The organism is Pseudomonas sp. B21-012, assembly GCF_024749305.1.
Lineage (GTDB): Bacteria > Pseudomonadota > Gammaproteobacteria > Pseudomonadales > Pseudomonadaceae > Aquipseudomonas.
This window is the reverse complement of record NZ_CP087197.1, coordinates 1,051,084-1,068,624: the sequence shown is the minus strand read 5'-3', so window position 1 is coordinate 1,068,624 and position 17,541 is coordinate 1,051,084. Positions and strand designations below refer to the sequence as shown.

General features: G+C 62.5%; 16 protein-coding genes. 11 read left to right on the top strand and 5 right to left on the bottom strand.

Features of this window, described 5'->3' with window-relative positions; translation table 11 throughout:
* Window positions 1–77: 77 nt before the first annotated feature.
* Window positions 78–1,115 (bottom strand): rod shape-determining protein MreB, encoded by a 1,038-nt coding sequence (gene mreB / locus LOY37_RS04850; protein WP_008371426.1) that lies wholly within the window; start codon window positions 1,113–1,115, stop codon window positions 78–80.
* Between the two features lie 202 nt (window positions 1,116–1,317).
* Between mreB and gatC the strand changes: the two genes are divergently transcribed.
* From gatC to LOY37_RS04820, 6 genes are all read left to right on the top strand, one after another.
* Window positions 1,318–1,605, top strand: a complete 288-nt coding sequence (gene gatC, locus LOY37_RS04845; protein WP_045196305.1) for an Asp-tRNA(Asn)/Glu-tRNA(Gln) amidotransferase subunit GatC — start codon at window positions 1,318–1,320, stop codon at window positions 1,603–1,605.
* Window positions 1,606–1,621: 16 nt separating this feature from the next.
* The gene (gatA, locus tag LOY37_RS04840; protein WP_258716391.1) at window positions 1,622–3,073 is read left to right on the top strand and encodes an Asp-tRNA(Asn)/Glu-tRNA(Gln) amidotransferase subunit GatA; all 1,452 of its coding nucleotides are present in this window, start codon (window positions 1,622–1,624) and stop codon (window positions 3,071–3,073) included.
* An 11-nt stretch (window positions 3,074–3,084) separates the two neighbouring features.
* Window positions 3,085–4,530, top strand: coding sequence for an Asp-tRNA(Asn)/Glu-tRNA(Gln) amidotransferase subunit GatB (gene gatB / locus LOY37_RS04835; protein WP_258716390.1), 1,446 nt, complete (start codon window positions 3,085–3,087; stop codon window positions 4,528–4,530).
* 136 nt (window positions 4,531–4,666) lie between these two features.
* Window positions 4,667–5,038 (top strand): septal ring lytic transglycosylase RlpA family protein, encoded by a 372-nt coding sequence (locus tag LOY37_RS04830; protein ID WP_093388150.1) that lies wholly within the window; start codon window positions 4,667–4,669, stop codon window positions 5,036–5,038.
* Between the two features lie 62 nt (window positions 5,039–5,100).
* The gene (locus LOY37_RS04825) at window positions 5,101–6,144 is read left to right on the top strand and encodes a calcium/sodium antiporter (RefSeq protein ID WP_045196297.1); all 1,044 of its coding nucleotides are present in this window, start codon (window positions 5,101–5,103) and stop codon (window positions 6,142–6,144) included.
* Between the two features lie 10 nt (window positions 6,145–6,154).
* Window positions 6,155–6,532: a carboxymuconolactone decarboxylase family protein gene (locus LOY37_RS04820; RefSeq protein ID WP_045196295.1), complete on the top strand. Its 378-nt coding sequence runs from the start codon at window positions 6,155–6,157 to the stop codon at window positions 6,530–6,532.
* A 22-nt stretch (window positions 6,533–6,554) separates the two neighbouring features.
* On the opposite strand, the gene LOY37_RS04815 is transcribed toward LOY37_RS04820, so the two are convergent.
* Complete coding sequence (locus LOY37_RS04815; protein ID WP_045196293.1) at window positions 6,555–7,928, bottom strand: amino acid permease; 1,374 nt, start codon at window positions 7,926–7,928, stop codon at window positions 6,555–6,557.
* Window positions 7,929–7,980: 52 nt separating this feature from the next.
* Window positions 7,981–8,922: an AEC family transporter gene (locus LOY37_RS04810; protein ID WP_258716389.1), complete on the bottom strand. Its 942-nt coding sequence runs from the start codon at window positions 8,920–8,922 to the stop codon at window positions 7,981–7,983.
* Window positions 8,923–9,104: 182 nt separating this feature from the next.
* Here LOY37_RS04810 and LOY37_RS04805 point away from each other — a divergent pair, with 182 nt between their 5' ends.
* The gene (locus tag LOY37_RS04805) at window positions 9,105–10,745 is read left to right on the top strand and encodes a phospholipase (protein WP_258716388.1); all 1,641 of its coding nucleotides are present in this window, start codon (window positions 9,105–9,107) and stop codon (window positions 10,743–10,745) included.
* Window positions 10,746–10,759: 14 nt separating this feature from the next.
* On the top strand, window positions 10,760–10,951 hold the full coding sequence (locus tag LOY37_RS04800; RefSeq protein ID WP_213602342.1) for a hypothetical protein: 192 nt from the start codon (window positions 10,760–10,762) through the stop codon (window positions 10,949–10,951).
* Window positions 10,952–11,010: 59 nt separating this feature from the next.
* Here the strand turns inward: LOY37_RS04800 and LOY37_RS04795 are convergent, their stop codons facing one another.
* Together LOY37_RS04795 and LOY37_RS04790 are read right to left on the bottom strand one after the other, a co-directional pair.
* Window positions 11,011–11,571 carry a response regulator transcription factor gene (locus tag LOY37_RS04795; RefSeq protein ID WP_010223415.1) on the bottom strand — a complete coding sequence of 187 codons (561 nt, stop codon included), beginning with the start codon at window positions 11,569–11,571 and terminating at the stop codon, window positions 11,011–11,013.
* On the bottom strand, window positions 11,571–12,827 hold the full coding sequence (locus tag LOY37_RS04790; RefSeq protein ID WP_045196284.1) for an ATP-binding protein: 1,257 nt from the start codon (window positions 12,825–12,827) through the stop codon (window positions 11,571–11,573). The genes LOY37_RS04795 and LOY37_RS04790 overlap by 1 nt, the downstream gene beginning before the upstream one ends.
* Window positions 12,828–13,029: 202 nt before the next feature.
* Between LOY37_RS04790 and LOY37_RS04785 the strand changes: the two genes are divergently transcribed.
* The 3 genes from LOY37_RS04785 (at window position 13,030) to LOY37_RS04775 (ending at window position 17,536) form a co-directional block, all read left to right on the top strand.
* Entirely contained in the window at window positions 13,030–13,749 is a 720-nt protein-coding gene (locus LOY37_RS04785; protein WP_093388139.1) for an SIMPL domain-containing protein, read from the top strand.
* A gap of 314 nt (window positions 13,750–14,063) precedes the next feature.
* Window positions 14,064–15,689, top strand: a complete 1,626-nt coding sequence (locus LOY37_RS04780; RefSeq protein ID WP_258664322.1) for an ABC transporter substrate-binding protein — start codon at window positions 14,064–14,066, stop codon at window positions 15,687–15,689.
* A 254-nt stretch (window positions 15,690–15,943) separates the two neighbouring features.
* A complete protein-coding gene (locus LOY37_RS04775; RefSeq protein ID WP_258716387.1) occupies window positions 15,944–17,536 on the top strand; it encodes an ABC transporter substrate-binding protein in 1,593 nt (530 codons plus the stop codon).
* Window positions 17,537–17,541: the final 5 nt, after the last annotated feature.

Sequence of the window (17,541 nt, the reverse complement as noted above, 5' to 3'; positions counted from 1 at the left end):
GGACGTCAGCCCAGCACATACAGGTAGCACTGTGGGCACTACCTGTAAACCGGGCGGCGTGAACTGCGGGTTCCGGCTTATTCGCTGGAGAGCAGGTCCATGGTGTGTTTGTCCATCATTTCCAGGGCACGGCCACCACCGCGAGCCACGCAGGTCAGCGGGTCTTCGGCGACGATTACCGGCAGGCCGGTTTCCTGTGCCAGCAGCTTGTCGAGGTCGCGCAGCAGGGCGCCACCACCGGTCAGCACCAGGCCACGCTCGGCGATGTCCGAAGCCAGCTCCGGCGGCGACTGCTCCAGGGCGCTCTTGACCGCCTGGACGATGGTCGCCAGGGATTCCTGCAACGCTTCCAGCACTTCGTTGGAGTTCAGGGTGAAGGCACGTGGCACGCCCTCGGCCAGGTTGCGGCCGCGGACATCGACTTCACGAACTTCGCCACCCGGATAGGCGGTACCGATTTCCTGCTTGATGCGCTCGGCGGTGGACTCACCGATCAGGCTGCCGTAGTTGCGGCGCACGTAGGTGACGATGGCTTCGTCGAAACGGTCGCCACCGACCCGTACGGATTCGGCGTAAACCACACCGTTCAAGGAGATCAGCGCGATTTCAGTGGTACCACCACCGATATCGACGACCATCGAACCGCGGGCTTCCTCGACCGGCAGGCCGGCACCGATGGCGGCGGCCATTGGCTCTTCGATCAGGAACACTTCACGGGCACCGGCGCCCAGCGCCGACTCACGAATGGCCCGGCGCTCGACCTGGGTCGATTTGCACGGCACGCAGATCAGTACCCGCGGGCTTGGCTGCAGGAAGCTGTTTTCGTGAACCTTGTTGATGAAGTACTGCAGCATTTTTTCGCAAACGCTGAAATCGGCGATCACGCCGTCTTTCATCGGACGAATGGCAGCAATGTTGCCAGGCGTACGGCCCAGCATGCGCTTTGCCTCGGTACCGACAGCGACGACACTTTTCTGGTTGCCGTGAGTACGAATGGCCACAACCGATGGCTCATTCAGGACGATACCGCGCTCACGCACGTAAATAAGGGTGTTGGCAGTGCCCAGGTCGATGGAAAGATCGCTGGAAAACATGCCACGCAGTTTCTTGAACATGGGAAAGTGACCCTAGGCAACGCGTGGGTAAAAAAGTGCGGCAAACTCTAACAACGGCGGGGATTTTGGGCAAGGCACCAATATGTTAAATTGGCGGTTTTTCCGAGCAAGCCTGCACATGATCGCGGCCTTATGACCGTAATACTGCCAGCATGTTCCTCATCGCGGAGCAAATCCGTTTCTGTTTTCCCAGGAGATCCCCATGGCGCTTGAACGCTGCGACGTGGAAAAGATCGCTCATTTGGCCCGACTGGGCCTGAATGAAGCCGATCTGCCACGCACTACCGATGCCCTGAACAGTATTCTGGGACTGGTCGACCAGATGCAAGCGGTCGACACCACTGGCATCGAGCCACTGGCCCACCCTCTGGAAGCCACCCAGCGCCTGCGCGCCGACGTGGTAACAGAAAGTAACCATCGCGACAGCTACCAGGCCATCGCCCCGGCGACGGAAAACGGCCTGTACCTGGTTCCGAAAGTCATCGAGTAAGGGAATAGAGCCTGCCATGCATCAACTGACCCTGGCCGAGATCGCCCGCGGACTCGCCGACAAGAAGTTTTCTTCCGAAGAGCTGACCCGCGCCCTGTTGGCGCGCATCAACCAGCTCGACCCGCAAATCAACAGCTTCATCAGCGTCACCGAAGACCTGGCCATCAGCCAGGCCCGGGCCGCCGACACCCGCCGCGCCGCCGGCGAGAGCGGCGCCCTGCTCGGTGCACCGATCGGCCACAAGGACCTGTTCTGCACCCAGGGCATCCGCACCAGTTGCGGCTCGAAGATGCTCGACAACTTCAAGGCGCCGTATGACGCCACCGTGGTCAGCAAGCTGGCCGAAGCCGGCGCCGTGACCCTGGGCAAGACCAACATGGACGAATTCGCCATGGGTTCGGCCAACGAGAGCAGCTACTACGGTGCGGTGAAAAACCCGTGGAACCTCGAGCACGTGCCGGGCGGTTCGTCCGGTGGCTCGGCGGCCGCGGTTGCCGCGCGCCTGCTGCCTGGCGCCACCGCCACCGACACCGGTGGTTCGATCCGACAGCCGGCAGCGCTGACCAGCCTGACCGGGCTGAAACCGACCTACGGTCGGATTTCGCGCTGGGGCATGATTGCCTACGCCTCGAGCCTCGACCAGGCCGGCCCGCTGGCCCGCACTGCCGAAGACTGCGCGCTGCTGCTGCAAGGCATGGCCGGTTTCGACGCCAAGGACTCCACCAGCATCGACGAACCGGTGCCGGACTACAGCGCCAGCCTCAACGCCTCGCTCCAGGGCCTGCGCATCGGCCTGCCGAAGGAATACTTCGGTGCCGGTCTCGACCCGCGCATCGCCGACCTGGTCCAGGCCAGCGTCAAGGAGCTGGAAAAGCTCGGCGCGGTGGTCAAGGAAATCAGCCTGCCGAACATGCAGCACGCCATCCCGGCCTACTACGTGATCGCCCCGGCGGAAGCCTCGTCCAACCTGTCGCGCTTCGACGGTGTACGTTTCGGCTACCGCTGCGAGAGCCCGGTCGACCTCACCGACCTGTACAAGCGCTCCCGCGGCGAAGGCTTCGGCCCTGAAGTACAGCGCCGGATCATGGTCGGGGCCTACGCCCTGTCGGCCGGTTACTACGATGCCTACTACCTGCAGGCACAGAAAATCCGCCGCCTGATCAAGAACGATTTCATGTCGGCCTTCAACGACGTCGACGTGATCCTCGGCCCGACCACGCCAAACCTGGCCTGGAAGATCGGCGCCAAGAACAACGACCCGGTCGCCGAGTACCTGGAAGACGTCTACACCATCACCGCCAACCTCGCCGGCTTGCCAGGCCTGTCGATGCCGGCCGGTTTCGTCGATGGTCTGCCGGTTGGCGTGCAGCTGCTGGCACCGTATTTCCACGAAGGCCGCCTGCTCAACGTCGCGCACCGCTACCAGCAAGTGACTGACTGGCACACTCGCGCACCTAACGGCTTCTGAGGGATCACCACATGCAATGGGAAGTTGTCATCGGGCTGGAGATTCACACCCAGCTCGCCACCCAGTCGAAGATTTTCTCCGGCAGCGCCACCACTTTCGGCTCCGAGCCGAACACCCAGGCCAGCCTGATCGATCTGGGCATGCCCGGCGTACTGCCGGTGCTCAACCAGGAAGCGGTGCGCATGGCCTGCATGTTCGGCCTGGCCATCGATGCCGAGATCGGCCAGCACAACGTGTTCGCGCGCAAGAACTACTTCTACCCCGACCTGCCCAAGGGCTACCAGATCAGCCAGATGGAACTGCCGATCGTCGGCAAGGGCCACCTGGACATCGCCCTCGAAGACGGCACGGTCAAGCGCGTCGGCATCACCCGTGCGCACCTTGAAGAAGACGCCGGCAAGAGCCTGCACGAAGACTTCAGCGGCTCCACCGGCATCGACCTCAACCGCGCCGGCACCCCGCTGCTGGAGATCGTCTCCGAGCCGGACATGCGCAACGCCAAGGAGGCCGTGGCCTACGTCAAGGCCATCCACGCCCTGGTGCGCTACCTGGGCATCTGCGACGGCAACATGGCCGAAGGCTCGCTGCGTTGCGACTGCAACGTCTCGGTACGCCCCAAGGGCCAGGCCGAGTTCGGTACCCGCTGCGAGATCAAGAACGTCAACTCGTTCCGCTTCATCGAGCGCGCGATCAACACCGAAGTGCAGCGCCAGATCGAGCTGATCGAAGACGGCGGCCGGGTCATCCAGGAAACCCGCCTGTACGATCCGAACAAGGACGAGACCCGCTCCATGCGCAGCAAGGAGGAAGCCAACGACTACCGTTACTTCCCCGACCCGGACCTGCTGCCGGTGGTCATCGAAAGCGCCTTCCTTGAAGAGGTGCGCGCCACCTTGCCGGAACTGCCACCGCAAAAGCGTGAGCGCTTCCAGAGCCAGTTCGGCCTTTCGGCCTATGACGCCAACGTCCTGGCGACCAGCCGCGAACAGGCCGACTACTTTGAACAAGTGGTCGGTGTGTGCGGCGACGCCAAGCTTGCCGCCAACTGGGTCATGGTCGAGCTGGGCAGCCTGCTGAACAAGCTGGGCCTGGAAATCGACCAGTCGCCGGTCACTGCCGAGCACCTGGGCGGCATGCTCAAGCGCATCCTCGACAACACCATCAGCGGCAAGATTGCCAAGGTGGTGTTCGAGAAGATGGCCGCCGGCGACGGCGATGCCGACCAGATCATCGAAGCCGAGGGCCTCAAGCAGGTCACCGACAGCGGTGCGATCGAGAAGGTCCTGGACGAAGTGCTGGCCGCCAACGCCAAGCAGGTCGAGCAATACCGCGCTGCGGATGAAGCCAAGCGCGGCAAGATGTTCGGCTTCTTCGTCGGCCAGGCCATGAAAGCCTCCAAAGGCAAGGCCAACCCGCAGCAAGTGAACCAATTGCTCAAGAGCAAGCTCGAAGGGTAATCGCGTCGCCTGCTAAATCGCGGGTCAAGTCGGGTCGCCGCACCGCCGCTCCCACAGGATTGATTGTTGCTGTGGGAGCGGCGGTGCGGCGACCCGACTTGACCGGCGATGGCCACCCCACGGAGCATCTGCATACATGTGGCGTCCCCTCAGCGCACTCGCGCTTTTCACCCTGCTGGCCGGCTGCGCCAGCCACGATATCGACCCCCGCGGTTACGACAAGACCGGCACCGCCTCCTATTACGGCTCCCGTCACCACGGTAAACGCACCGCCAGTGGCGAGCCTTTCAACCAGCACGGCATGACCGCCGCCCACCGCAGCCTGCCCTTCGGCACGCGGGTCAAGGTCACCAACCTCAACAACGAACGCAGCGTCGTGGTGCGCATCAACGACCGCGGCCCGCATACCCGTGGCCGGCTGATCGACCTGTCGCGCGCCGCCGCGGATAAACTCGGGATGATCCGTAGCGGAACCGCGCGCGTACGGGTACAAAGTCTCAGCGATTGACCTGACCCCGGAGCCCGACCATTTTCGACCTGGCCGCTTTACCCACTTTCAGCCTGCTGCAGTTGAGCATCGGCCTGCTGTTGCTGATCGCCGGCGCCGAACTGCTGGTGCGCGCCGCCCTGCGCCTGGCCGCCAGCCTGCAAGTGCGGCCATTGATCATCGGCCTGAGCCTGGTGGCATTCGGCAGCAGCGCGCCGCAACTGACCGTCAGCCTGCAGGCGGCCTACACCGGCGCGCCGGATGTCGCGGTCGGCAGCGTGATCGGCAGTAACATCTTCAACATCCTCGTGACCCTGGGCCTGGCCGCGCTGATCATCCCGCTGCGGGTCTCGCGCCAGCTGGTTCGCCTGGATATCCCGCTGATGATCGCCGCGAGCCTGGCGGTGTACCTGCTGGCCTTCAACGAACTGCTCGGGCGCCTGGAAGGAGCCCTGCTGCTGTGTGGCTTGTTCGGCTACCTGGCGATCCTCTGGCACCAGTCCCGCCACCACGCGCGCACCTACCCGTCCCCCGGACCGCGCCCGCAGCGTGGCGGCCGGTTCTGGCTTGGTAGTGTGCTGCTGATGCTGGCCGGGCTTGGCCTGCTCAGCCTGGCCGGTCATCTGCTGCTGGAGGCAGCGGTAGAGGTGGCGCAAGACCTGGGCCTGTCAGAGCGGGTCATCGGCCTGACTGTGGTCGCGGTCTGCACCTCGCTGCCGGAACTGGCCACCTCGCTGATCGCCGCCCTGCGTGGCGAGCGGGAGATCGCCGTGGGCAACGTGATCGGCAGCAACCTGTTCAACCTGCTGGCGGTGCTCGGCCTGACCGCGTTGGTCGCCCCCGAGCCGCTGTCGATCTCGCCCAATGCCCTGGCCTTCGACCTGCCGGTGATGCTCGGGGTCGCGGTGCTGGCGCTGCCGGTGTTCTACTCCGGTTACCGGGTGACCCGCGCCGAAGGGCTGGTGTTCCTCTGCCTGTATCTGGCTTATGGTCTGCATGTGGTGGCCTTCACCACCGGCATGCCGCTGGCCAGCCGACTTGAAAAACTGATGCTGTTCTACGCATTGCCAGCACTGGGGGCGTTGCTGCTGTACACCACCCTGCGTGCCTGGCGCCGCCAACACTAAGGAAAACAACATGGGCGACAACAACAAATCCGGCGAACAGGTTCGCCGCCAGGTCATGGGCGATGCCTTCGTCGATCGCGCTTTGAGCAATGCCACCGACTTCAGCCAGCCGCTGCAGGACTTCGTCAACGAACATGCCTGGGGCAGCGTCTGGAGCCGCGAAGGCCTGCCGCTGAAAACCCGCAGCTTGATCACCCTCGCCGCCCTCACCGCACTCAAATGCCCGCAGGAGCTCAAGGGCCACGTGCGTGGCGCCCTGAACAACGGTTGTACGGTCGAGGAAATTCGCGAGGCGCTGCTGCACTGCGCGGTGTACGCCGGCGTGCCGGCAGCGGTCGATGCCTTTCGCGCCGCCCAGGAAGTGATCGACAGCTACCCGCAGAGCTGATCGATCACTTGCGCCAAGGCCGTCAGTTGCTGACGACGACGGCCTTCTGACTTTTCTTCTTCAGCCAGAACGCCACACCCAGGGTGGCGATCCAGGCCGGGATCAGCATCACCGAAATGCGGATCGGCGGAGTCAGGTACATCACCACCAGAATCAGCCCGATGAACGCCAGGCACAGGTAGTTGGTCACCGGGTGGCCCCAGCTCTTGTAGAAGGTCGACTCGCCCGACGCCTGCTTGGCGCGGCGGAATTTAAGGTGGGTGATGCTGATGCTGGCCCAATTGATCACCAGCGCCGAGACCGCCAGAGCCATCAGCAGGCCAAAGGCTTCGCCCGGCATCAGGTAGTTGATCAGCACGCACAAGCCGGTGGCCAGGGCAGAAACACCGAGGGCCGTCAGCGGCACGCCACGGCGGTTGACCTTGAGCAGCGCACGCGGCGCGTCACCCTGGCTGGCCAGGCCGAACAGCATGCGGCTGTTGCAGTACACGCAACTGTTGTACACCGACAGCGCGGCGGTCAGTACCACCACGTTGAGGATGGTCGCCACCAGGTTGCTGTCCAGGTTGTGGAAGATCATCACGAACGGGCTGCCGCCCTGCACCACCTTCTGCCACGGGTACAGCGACAGCAGCACCGCCAGGGCGCCGATGTAGAAAATCAGGATGCGATAGACCACCTGGTTGGTGGCACGCGGGATGCTGTGGCGCGGGTTGTCGGCTTCGGCAGCGGTGATACCGACCAGTTCCAGGCCGCCGAAGGAGAACATGATCACCGCCATGGCCATCAGCAAACCGCTGAAGCCATTGGGGAAGAAGCCGCCGTACTGCCAGAGGTTGGCGACGCTGGCGTCCGGCCCGCCATTGCCGCTGGCCAGCAGCCAGGCGCCAAAGCCGATCATGCTGACGATGGCGATGACCTTGACCAGGGCGAACCAGAACTCCATTTCGCCGTAGACCTTCACCTGGGTGAGGTTGATCAGGTTGATCACCACGAAGAAGATCGCCGCCGTCGCCCAGGTCGGGAAGTCCGGCCACCAGTACTGCACGTAGATACCCACGGCCGTCAGCTCGGCCATGCCGACCAGCACATAGACCACCCAGTAGTTCCAGCCGGAAACAAAACCGGCGAACTCGTTCCAGTAGCGGTGGGCAAAGTGGCTGAAGCTGCCGGCTACCGGCTCGTCGACCACCATCTCGCCCAGCTGGCGCATGATAAAGAACGCCATCAGGCCGGCAATCGCATACCCCAGCAGCACAGCCGGACCGGCCATTTGAATGGTCTGGGCAATACCCAGGAACAGGCCGGTACCGATGGCGCCACCCAGGGCAATCAACTGGATATGGCGATTCTTCAACCCGCGCTGTAATCGCTCTGGGGGGTTCTGTTCTTGCATGAAATGTCCTTGAAGGTGGAAGGCAGTGTTGGCTTTATTGTCGGCACAGAATCTAGATCCAGCCGCCCCACTGCAAGAGGAAAATGCCGATATTCGTGGTTATGGCGGCCATCAGCGTAGTAATTACGATGATCGAGGCGGCCAGTTCATGGTTACCGTTGGCCGCGCGGGCCATCACATAACTGGCCGCGGCGGTCGGGCTGCCGATGTACAGGAACAGGATACCCAGCTCCGCGCCGCGAAAGCCGCAAAGCCAGGCCGCCAGGGTGCCGATCACCGGCAACCAGATCATCTTCACCAGGCTGGCGCTGACCGCCAAGCCACCGCTTTCGCGCAGTGACGCCAGCGACAGGGTACCGCCAATGCAGATCAATGCCAGCGGCAGGGTCATCTGCGCCAGGTAATCACCGGAGGTCAGCAACCAGTTGGGCAGCGGCACTTGCCCGTAGGCCATGGGCGTGGCGAGCAGCACGCTGATGATCAGCGGGTTGCGCAGGATACTCTTGCAGATGCTCCAGGGGTCGGACTTCATGCTCGGGCTGTACACCGCCAGCACCACCGACGACAGCGAGTTGTACAGCAGTATCACCAGGCCGGCGAGGATCGCCCCCAGCGAAATGCCGTAATCGCCATACATGCTTGCCGCCAGTGCCAGGCCGATAACCCCGTTGTTGCCGCGAAAGCCGCCCTGGGTGTAGATGCCGCGGTCTTCACGCGGGCAGCGCCACAGGGCGAAGCCCCAGGCCAGGGCAAAACTGCCCAGGGTGGCGACCACGAAGAACACCAGCAGCCCGGGCTTGACCGCCGCCGTCAGGTCGGCGTGGTAGATCCCCAAAAACAGCAAAGCCGGCATGCACACGTTGAACACCAGCGACGAGGCGGTGTGGATGAAGTCGTCGTTGATGGCCTTGATGCGTTTGAGCAGCACGCCCATGAACAGCATGGCGAACACCGGCGCCGTGATGTTCAGCGTCTGGATAAAGAGGGCGAGCATGCAGGGTGGTCCCGATGGCTGTCGTTAGGGGGCTAATGATACGTCAGCCACCGATTGATGAATCGTATTCCTGTGTAAGAAAAAAGAGTTGTTGACGTAGGAAATGGTTTGGATATGATCGAAACAACTGTATATACATACAGTTGCTTAGGTAAATCCATGACATCTCAAAGGAGTTGAATATGTCAGGTATGCAAACTGGACTGCACGCCCAAAAGGCGCTCGCCACCACCGTGGTCGCCGACCTCGACGCCCTGTTCAGCGTCAGCGGCATCAACATTCCCGGCCCCGACGCCCACCTGGTGCTGGTGCTCGACGGCCATCACACGATCAAATACCACCGCCTTGGCCTGGCGGCCAAACCGCCCGCCAGTGGCAAACCGGTGCTGCGCTTTGAAGGCGGCGAACACACCGCCATTGGCGACAACACCCTGCTGCGCTTCAGCCACGACAGCGCGCCGATCCCGGCCTGGAAAGTCGCCCTGCACCTGGCCAATGGCCTGAGCCTAAGCTACGGCCAGATCGTCGCCCTGGGTGGTGATTTCTATGGCATTCCCGAGCGGCCGATTGCCGATGGCGCCACGGCCGAAGAACGCGTTGAACGTTTTGTCGCCGCCTTTGATTCACTGGCCGTGCTTCCCGCCTCCCGGGAAGAAGCCGGCAAGATCCTCGCGGTCATGCAGCGGGAAATCGCCGCCGCCAACCAGGCGATCAAAGACGGTCGCCAGCCACATGAAGCCTACGATCAGTTGGGCGACACCCTCTCGGAAGAGTGGAACAAGATCACCGGCGGCGGCAGCTTCGTTTCGCCGATGTTCCCCCTGGGTCGCTATCTCAAGCTGGCCGCCAGCAACTGGGACCACTTCGGTGAATGGGCGCTGCTGGCGTATGTCGCCGGCCATACCGCCGCCTTGCGCCAGGCCGTGAAAGCTCGCGCCAGCGGCGATGACGGGCAGCTGGAACTGGCCTACGCGATGAACGCCTTCGCCGACCACTTCCTCACTGACCTGTTCTCCGCCGGCCACGTGCGGGTACCGCGCAAGGCAATCAAGGACAACGTCACCCCGGCCGATCTCGGCTCGCTGATCTCGCGCTTCATGCACGATGAAGACAGCAAGTACGGCCTGGTGCTGCGCAATGCCCAGGGCAATACCTGGCGCGGCTATGGCGACAAGCGCTACTTCGACAGCATCGACGTCGCCAACCGCAAACAGGTGGGCCTGGCGGTGCAGAAGTCTGCCGATGAGATCTTCCAGGCATTCGACACCGGCAACCTGCCGGCGCCGACAGCCTATGGTGCGCTGCGCATCGCCGCTGACTTGCAAGCTGCCGTGGAAGGACAGGTGCCAGGCAACTTCGCCCCACTGTTTGCCCTGCGCAACGGCAAGCTGATGCGCCGCGCCGACGTCAACAACCTCAATGACCCGGCGCAGATCGACAACTGGTGGGGCTGGAGTACCTACCTGCTGCTCAAGGACTACAGCCCGAACAAACCCACCGGCTACCTCGATGCCCCTGCCAGCGCCCCGAGCATTCGCGCCGACGGCTGGCAGACCCAGGTACCGAGCCAGCCCAACTGGCTGCCCGGCCATGCCGTGCGTTATGCGGTGAGCGTGGTCAACGGTTTCAACGAGTCCTACATTGGCCCGTGGAGCGACTACGCCGAACTGACCGAGCGCTTCCAACCGACCCTGACGGTGCCGCTGGACACCTCCGGCAAGTCGGTGTCGCGCAATCTGTTCCGCCAGTTCCGCGGCGGTTCGCCGGAACTGATCGCCTCGCTGGATGCGAGCACCACGACCTATATCGATCAACAGCCGTGATAAGGAAATCACTCATGAGCATTACCCTGAACATTGAGCTGGCGTCGGGCCAGTCCCTCAAGGATGTACCCCTGGAGCTGCTGCGCGATGGCGTAGTGGTGGGCCGGGCCAAGCTGGCTGAAAGCGGCAAGGTGGTATTCGATGCCGCGCCCGGGGCCGGGCAACTGGCAGTGCGGGTGGATCGAACGATCCTCGGCGGCAAATAAATTGATCGCGGGGCAAGCCCGCTCCTACAGTAGGAGCGGGCTTGCCCCGCAATAGTCAGTCAGCGCCGAACCGGGCGCTTTTGCAGCTTGCGCTGCAAGGTCCGCCGGTGCATGCCCAGGGCCCGGGCGGTGGCGGAGATATTGCCTTCATGCTCGGTCAGCACGCGCTGGATGTGTTCCCACTGCAGGCGGTCCACCGACATCGGGTTTTCCGGCACCAGGCTGTCGAGGTCGGCGTGCTCGGAAAGCAGCGCGGCCAGCACATCGTCGGCGTCGGCGGGCTTGCACAGGTAGTTGCAGGCACCGCGCTTGATCGCCTCGACCGCGGTGGCGATGCTCGAGTAACCGGTGAGGATCACCACGCGCATTTCCGGGTCCAGTTCCAGCAGCTTGGGCAACAGTACCAGGCCCGAATCGCCATCCATCTTCAGGTCCAGCGTGGCATAGTCCGGCACGTCGTCCTGGGCGATTTTCAGGCCCTCTTCGGCAGAACCTGCGGTGCTCACGCGAAAGCCGCGGCGACTCATGGCCCGGGCCATTACCCGGGTAAAGGTAGCGTCGTCGTCAACCAGCAGCAGGTGCGGCAGCTCTTCGCCTTCAACCTGGATTTCATCACTCATCACACATCTCCTCGCGCGTCACGCGGCAGGCGCAGCTCGGTGAGCGTACCGCCTTCTTCATGACTATAGAGTTTTACCGAGCCGCCAGCACGGGTCACGCTGGCCTTGCTCAAGAACAGGCCCAGGCCGAAGCCTTTGCCCTTGGTGGTAAAGAAGGGTTTGCCGATCGATTCGGCAATCGCTGCCGGCACGCCCGGGCCGTGGTCGCGGATGCTGATCACCATGTCCTGGGCGTCCCAGTCCAGGCGCACTTCCAGGTCGTCCGGGCAAGCATCGGCGGCATTGTTCAACAGGTTCAGCAAGGCCTGGGTGAGGTCCGGCGGCGGCGCCAGGCGCGGCACATTGCCCTGGCCCAGGCGCTGGAAGCGGTAACTGGCCTCGGGGCGCATCAGGTGCCAACGGTTGAGCGCTTCGTCGAGCCAGAAGGTCACTTCCTGGTTCTCGACCGCCAGGCGCCGGTTGGCTTCGGCAGCGCGCACCAGGTTCTGCAGGGTCTCCTTGCACAGCTTGACCTGGTCCTGCAGCACCGCCAGGTCTTCCTGCAGCAGCGGGTCGCTGTGATCCTGGCGCATTTCCTTGATCAATACGCTCATGGTCGCCAGCGGCGTGCCCAGCTCATGGGCAGCGCCAGCGGCCTGGGTGGCCACGGCCAGCAGTTGCTGGTCGCGCAGGCCCTCCTCTCGGCGTTCGGCGCGCAGTTGCTCCTGGCGGCGCAGCTCTTCGGCCATCTTCGCGGCGAAGAAGGTAATCACCGCCGCAGCCAGGGCGATACTCAGCCACATGCCGTAGACCTGCATCTTCTCCCGGGCCATGGGGAAGGTCTCGAGCGGATAGAACTGCACCAGCAGCAAGCTGTAGGCGGCCAGGGCAATACCGGAGAGGATCAGCGAATAGACCCAGGGCAAGGTCACCGCGGCAATGGCCAGCGGCACCAGGTAATAGGACACGAAGGGGTTGGTCGAACCGCCCGAGTAATACAGCAAGGCACTGTGGATCAGCAGGTCACAGGCCAGCTGGAAGGCATACTCCAGCTCGGTGACCGGCAGGGTCAGGCGCAGGCGCAGGGCCGTGAACGCGCACAGCAGCATCGACAGGCCGAGGGTAATGACCAGCGACAGCCACGGTAGCGGCAGCAGTTCGGTCCAGTAGGCGACACCGACCGAGCCGGCCTGGGCGGCAAGCACCAGGATGCGGATGAAGGTCAGGCGCCAGAGGTTCTGACGGGTTGCAGACAGCATTTGTACGGGGGCGAGCATGAGCTCTCCTGATGAGTGCTCCAGGCGAATCGTCGCGAGTATACCGAAGCTGCGGCCTGGTCTGCAGTGATGCGGCAAAGCGCCACACTTTTTTACATAACAATGATGGCCATTTTGAACCTCACTACACTGTTGCCAGTCTCATGGGCCAGCGTGCACTGCTTGTGTTCAGTGCCCGCGCCACACTTTCAAGGAGTCATACATGTCGATCACCCGCAGCAGCGCCGCCCTGGCAATGGCCACCAGCTTGCTAGCCAGCCTTCCGGCCCTGGCCGATGAGGCCCCGCGCTACAACCAGATTTCGCTGCGCGCCGAAGTCAGCAAGGAAGTGGCCCGCGACCTGATGGTCGTGACCCTGTACAGCGAAGCGCAGAATACCGACCCGGGCAAGCTGGCCACTGAAATCACCGAAACCATGAACAAGGCGGTGAAACAGGCGCGCGAGGTCAAGGATGTGAAGATCAGCCAGGGCAGCCGCAACAGCTACCCGATCTACGACAACAAGGGTCAGAAGATCACCGGCTGGCGCGAACGCGCCGAGCTGCGCCTGGAAAGCGCCAACTTCCCGGCCCTGTCGCAACTCACCGGCACCCTGCTGCAGGACCTGAAAATGGGCGGCATGGACTTCTCCATCGCCCCGGCCACGCGCAAAACCAGCGAAGACGACCTGCTCAAGGATGCCGTCAACGCCTTCAAGGCCCGTGCCCAACTGGCCACCGAAGCCCTGGGCGGCAAAGGCTACAAAGTGGTCAACCTGAACCTCAACAGCAGCGGTTACCCGCATCCTTATGCCCGTAGCGCACCGATGATGATGAAAGCCGCCGGCATGGCCGCAGACGCAGCGCCCGCTCCGGAAATCGAAGCCGGCACCACCGACGTGACCATGAGTGCCGATGGCACCATTGAAGTCCAGATGCAGTAAGCCGCGTTACTTTTCTGCTGGTTCGCGGCAGTTTCGGCTGTCGCGAACCCTGTTACTTGTAGCACCTCGCGCCCCAAATTAGTGCAAAGACTGACTCGATAGTGAGACAACGTCTTCGAAACAACCTGAAACACCCCCTCGCAAACGATCAACTCCGTAAAAAATTATACGGATGCGACATTCCTGTACGTTCGTCCCACTGTTTACCGTCACCCATCCCTTTGAGTGTTGCATTGGGTATGGGGCCTGCATAAGTATCCGCAGGTCGGCTCACAAGGCCCCCTCAAATCAAAAATGACAACAATGAGGCCACCATGCTCAAACACGCGGTCATTCCGTTTCTGGTCGGCGCAGGCTTGCTAGCCGGCGCACCTTCCGCCCTTGCGGCGACTAACCTGGTGTTTTGCTCCGAAGGCAGCCCCGCAGGCTTCGACCCGGGCCAGTACACCACCGGAACCGACTTCGATGCCTCAGCCGAGACCGTCTTCAACCGCCTGAGCCAGTTCGAGCGTGGCGGCACCGCAGTGATCCCGGGCCTGGCGACCAGCTGGGACATTTCCGACGATGGCCTGACCTACACCTTCCACCTGCGCGAAGGGGTCAAGTTCCATACCACCGAATTCTTCAAGCCGACGCGCGCCTTCAATGCCGACGACGTGCTGTTCACCTTCAATCGGATGCTCGACAAGGACATGCCGTTTCGCAAGGCCTACCCTACCGAGTTCCCGTACTTCACCGACATGGGCATGGACAAGAACATCGCCAAGATCGAAAAGCTCGACGAGCACACGGTCAAGTTCACCCTCAACGGCGTCGACGCTGCGTTCATCCAGAACCTGGCCATGAGCTTCGCCTCGATCCAGTCCGCCGAATACGCCGACCAGTTGCTCAAGCAGGGCAAGCCCGCCGACATCAACCAGAAGCCGATCGGCACCGGCCCGTTCGTGTTCAGCAAGTACCAGAAAGACGCGCAGATCCGCTTCAAGGGCAACAAGGACTACTGGAAGCCTGAGGATGTGAAGATCGACAACCTGATCTTCGCCATCACCACCGACGCCTCGGTGCGCATGCAGAAGCTGAAAAAGAACGAGTGCCAGGTCACCCTGTTCCCGCGCCCGGCCGACATCGAGCCACTTAAAAACGACCCGAACCTGAAGATGCCTGATCAGGCCGGCTTCAACCTCGGCTACATCGCCTACAACGTGATGGACAAGATCAAGGGCAGCAACGAGCCCAACCCGATGGCCCAGCTCAAGGTTCGCGAAGCGCTGGACATGGCGGTAAACAAGCAGCAGATCATCGACTCGGTGTACCAGGGCGCCGGCCAGCTGGCGGTCAACGCCATGCCGCCGACCCAGTGGTCCTACGACACCACCATCAAGGACGCCAAGTACGATCCCGAGAAGGCCAAGCAGCTGCTCAAGGAAGCCGGCATCAAGGAAGGCACCGAGATCAACCTCTGGGCCATGCCGGTGCAACGCCCGTACAACCCCAATGCCAAGCTGATGGCCGAGATGCTGCAATCGGACTGGGCCAAGATCGGCATCAAGGCCAAGATCGTCAGCTACGAGTGGGGCGAGTACATCAAGCGCTCCAAGGGTGGCGAGAACGGCGCCATGCTGATTGGCTGGAGCGGCGACAACGGTGACCCGGACAACTGGCTGGGCACCCTGTTTGGCTGCGATGCCCTGGAAGGCAACAACTTCTCCAAGTGGTGCTACAAGCCGTACGACGACCTGGTCAAGCAAGCCAAGGCCACCTCCGACCAGGCCAAGCGCACCGAGCTGTACAAGCAAGCGCAACACATCCTCAAAGAACAGGTTCCGATGACACCTATCGCTCACTCGACGGTGTATCAACCTATGCGTTCAACCGTACAGGACTTCAAGATCAGCCCGTTTGGCTTGAACTCCTTCTATGGGGTCAGCGTGACCAAATAGCAGCCATCTGGCTCGGCCCCGCGACGCCACACGGCAGCCGGGGCCGCAGCCTGATGGCCTGGCAGGTCAGCCGCTAGCGCATCGACACGGAACCGTCGCACGCCCTATCGGATACCTCCTACACACCTCTGCGTAATCGCACCTATCTGCAGCGCTTTGATGGCTCTACCGTCAAGGGTGCAGCAGAGTCGGCGCGATTCGTATGGCTGTGCGCCATGGACCGCGAAAAAAACAACAAGAGAGAAGGGATCGTCATGCGCCACACTCCAATCTATGCAGCGCTGCTGGGCTTCGGCCTGCTCGCCCAGGCCCCTGCGGGCCTGGCCAAGAACCTGGTGTTCTGCTCCGAAGGCAGCCCCGGCGGTTTTGATACCGCCCAATACACCAGCGCCACCGACAACGACGCCGCCGAGCCGATCTACAACCGCCTGGTGGAATTCGAACGCGGCGCGACCGCCGTCAAACCGGCCCTGGCAAAAAGCTGGGAGGTGTCCGACGACGGCCTGACCTACACCTTCCACCTACGCGAAGGGGTCAAGTTCCACAGCAACAAGGATTTCACCCCCAGTCGCGATTTCAACGCCGACGACGTGCTGTTCACCTTCAATCGCATGCTCGACCGCGACCACCCGTTTCGCAAGGCCTACCCCACCGAATTCCCCTACTTCGTCGGCATGAGCCTGGACAAAAACATCGCCCGCATCGAAAAGACCGCGCCGATGACCGTGGTCTTTACCCTCAACAGCATCGATGCCGCCTTCGTGCAGAACCTGGCAATGAGTTTTGCCGCCGTACTCTCGGCCGAATACGCCGAGCAACTGATGACCTCCGGGCGCCCCAGCGACATCAACCAGAAGCCGATCGGCACTGGCCCGTTCGTGTTCCAGCGCTACCAGAAGGACTCGCAGATCCGCTACCGCGGCAACAAGGACTACTGGGACCCGAGCCAGGTGAAGATCGAGCAGTTGATCTTCTCGATCAATACCGACCCCTCGGTGCGCATCCAGAAACTGCGCAAGAACGAATGCCAGGTCACCCTGCATCCACGCCCGGCCGATCTCGATGCACTCAAGAGCGACCCCAAGCTGCAGGTCATCGAAAAACCCGGCTTCAACCTCGGCTACATCGCCTACAACGTTCAGCACAAACCCTTCGACCAGCTTGAAGTACGCCAGGCCATGGACATGGCGGTGAACAAGCCGGCCATCGTCAAGGCGGTGTACCAGGAGGCCGGGCAACTGGCGGTGGGCAGCATGCCGCCGACCCAGTGGTCCTACGACGAAAGCATCAAGGATGCCGGCTACAACCCGCAAAAGGCCCGCGAACTGCTCAAGGCTGCCGGGGTCAAGGAAGGCACTGAAATCACCCTCTGGGCCATGCCCGTGCAACGCCCGTACAACCCCAACGCCAAGCTGATGGCCGAAATGCTCCAGGCCGACTGGGGCAAGGTCGGTCTGAAGGTGAAAATCGTCAGCTACGAGTGGGGCGAATATCTCAAGCGCACCAAGGACGGTGAACACGACATCTCGCTGATCGGCTGGACCGGCGACAACGGCGACCCGGACAACTGGCTGGGCACCCTGTACAGCTGTGACGCGATAGGCAGCAACAACTACTCCATGTGGTGCGACCCGCAGTACGACGCGCTGGTCAAGAAAGCCAAGACCATCACCGACCGCGAGCAACGCACCCTGCTCTACCAGCAGGCGCAGCAGCGCCTCAGGCAACAGTTGCCCATCACCCCGATCGCCCACTCGACGGTCAACCAGCCGCTCAGTGCCAAGGTCGTGGATTTCAAGGTAAGTCCTTTCGGGCGCAACAACTTCTCAGGCGTCAGTACCGAATAAAAAAC

What these genes read in the sequence shown, in the direction of transcription:
- gatC (WP_045196305.1), top strand. Translation starts at nt 1,318, where the DNA reads ATGGCGCTTGAACGCTGCGACGTGGAAAAGATCGCTCATTTGGCCCGA.
- LOY37_RS04790 (WP_045196284.1), bottom strand. Translation starts at nt 12,827, where the DNA reads ATGCTCGCCCCCGTACAAATGCTGTCTGCAACCCGTCAGAACCTCTGG.
- LOY37_RS04800 (WP_213602342.1), top strand. Translation starts at nt 10,760, where the DNA reads ATGAGCATTACCCTGAACATTGAGCTGGCGTCGGGCCAGTCCCTCAAG.
- LOY37_RS04815 (WP_045196293.1), bottom strand. Translation starts at nt 7,928, where the DNA reads ATGCAAGAACAGAACCCCCCAGAGCGATTACAGCGCGGGTTGAAGAAT.
- mreB (WP_008371426.1), bottom strand. Translation starts at nt 1,115, where the DNA reads ATGTTCAAGAAACTGCGTGGCATGTTTTCCAGCGATCTTTCCATCGAC.
- LOY37_RS04830 (WP_093388150.1), top strand. Translation starts at nt 4,667, where the DNA reads ATGTGGCGTCCCCTCAGCGCACTCGCGCTTTTCACCCTGCTGGCCGGC.
- LOY37_RS04805 (WP_258716388.1), top strand. Translation starts at nt 9,105, where the DNA reads ATGTCAGGTATGCAAACTGGACTGCACGCCCAAAAGGCGCTCGCCACC.
- LOY37_RS04780 (WP_258664322.1), top strand. Translation starts at nt 14,064, where the DNA reads ATGCTCAAACACGCGGTCATTCCGTTTCTGGTCGGCGCAGGCTTGCTA.
- gatB (WP_258716390.1), top strand. Translation starts at nt 3,085, where the DNA reads ATGCAATGGGAAGTTGTCATCGGGCTGGAGATTCACACCCAGCTCGCC.
- gatA (WP_258716391.1), top strand. Translation starts at nt 1,622, where the DNA reads ATGCATCAACTGACCCTGGCCGAGATCGCCCGCGGACTCGCCGACAAG.
- LOY37_RS04785 (WP_093388139.1), top strand. Translation starts at nt 13,030, where the DNA reads ATGTCGATCACCCGCAGCAGCGCCGCCCTGGCAATGGCCACCAGCTTG.
- LOY37_RS04775 (WP_258716387.1), top strand. Translation starts at nt 15,944, where the DNA reads ATGCGCCACACTCCAATCTATGCAGCGCTGCTGGGCTTCGGCCTGCTC.
- LOY37_RS04795 (WP_010223415.1), bottom strand. Translation starts at nt 11,571, where the DNA reads ATGAGTGATGAAATCCAGGTTGAAGGCGAAGAGCTGCCGCACCTGCTG.
- LOY37_RS04820 (WP_045196295.1), top strand. Translation starts at nt 6,155, where the DNA reads ATGGGCGACAACAACAAATCCGGCGAACAGGTTCGCCGCCAGGTCATG.
- LOY37_RS04810 (WP_258716389.1), bottom strand. Translation starts at nt 8,922, where the DNA reads ATGCTCGCCCTCTTTATCCAGACGCTGAACATCACGGCGCCGGTGTTC.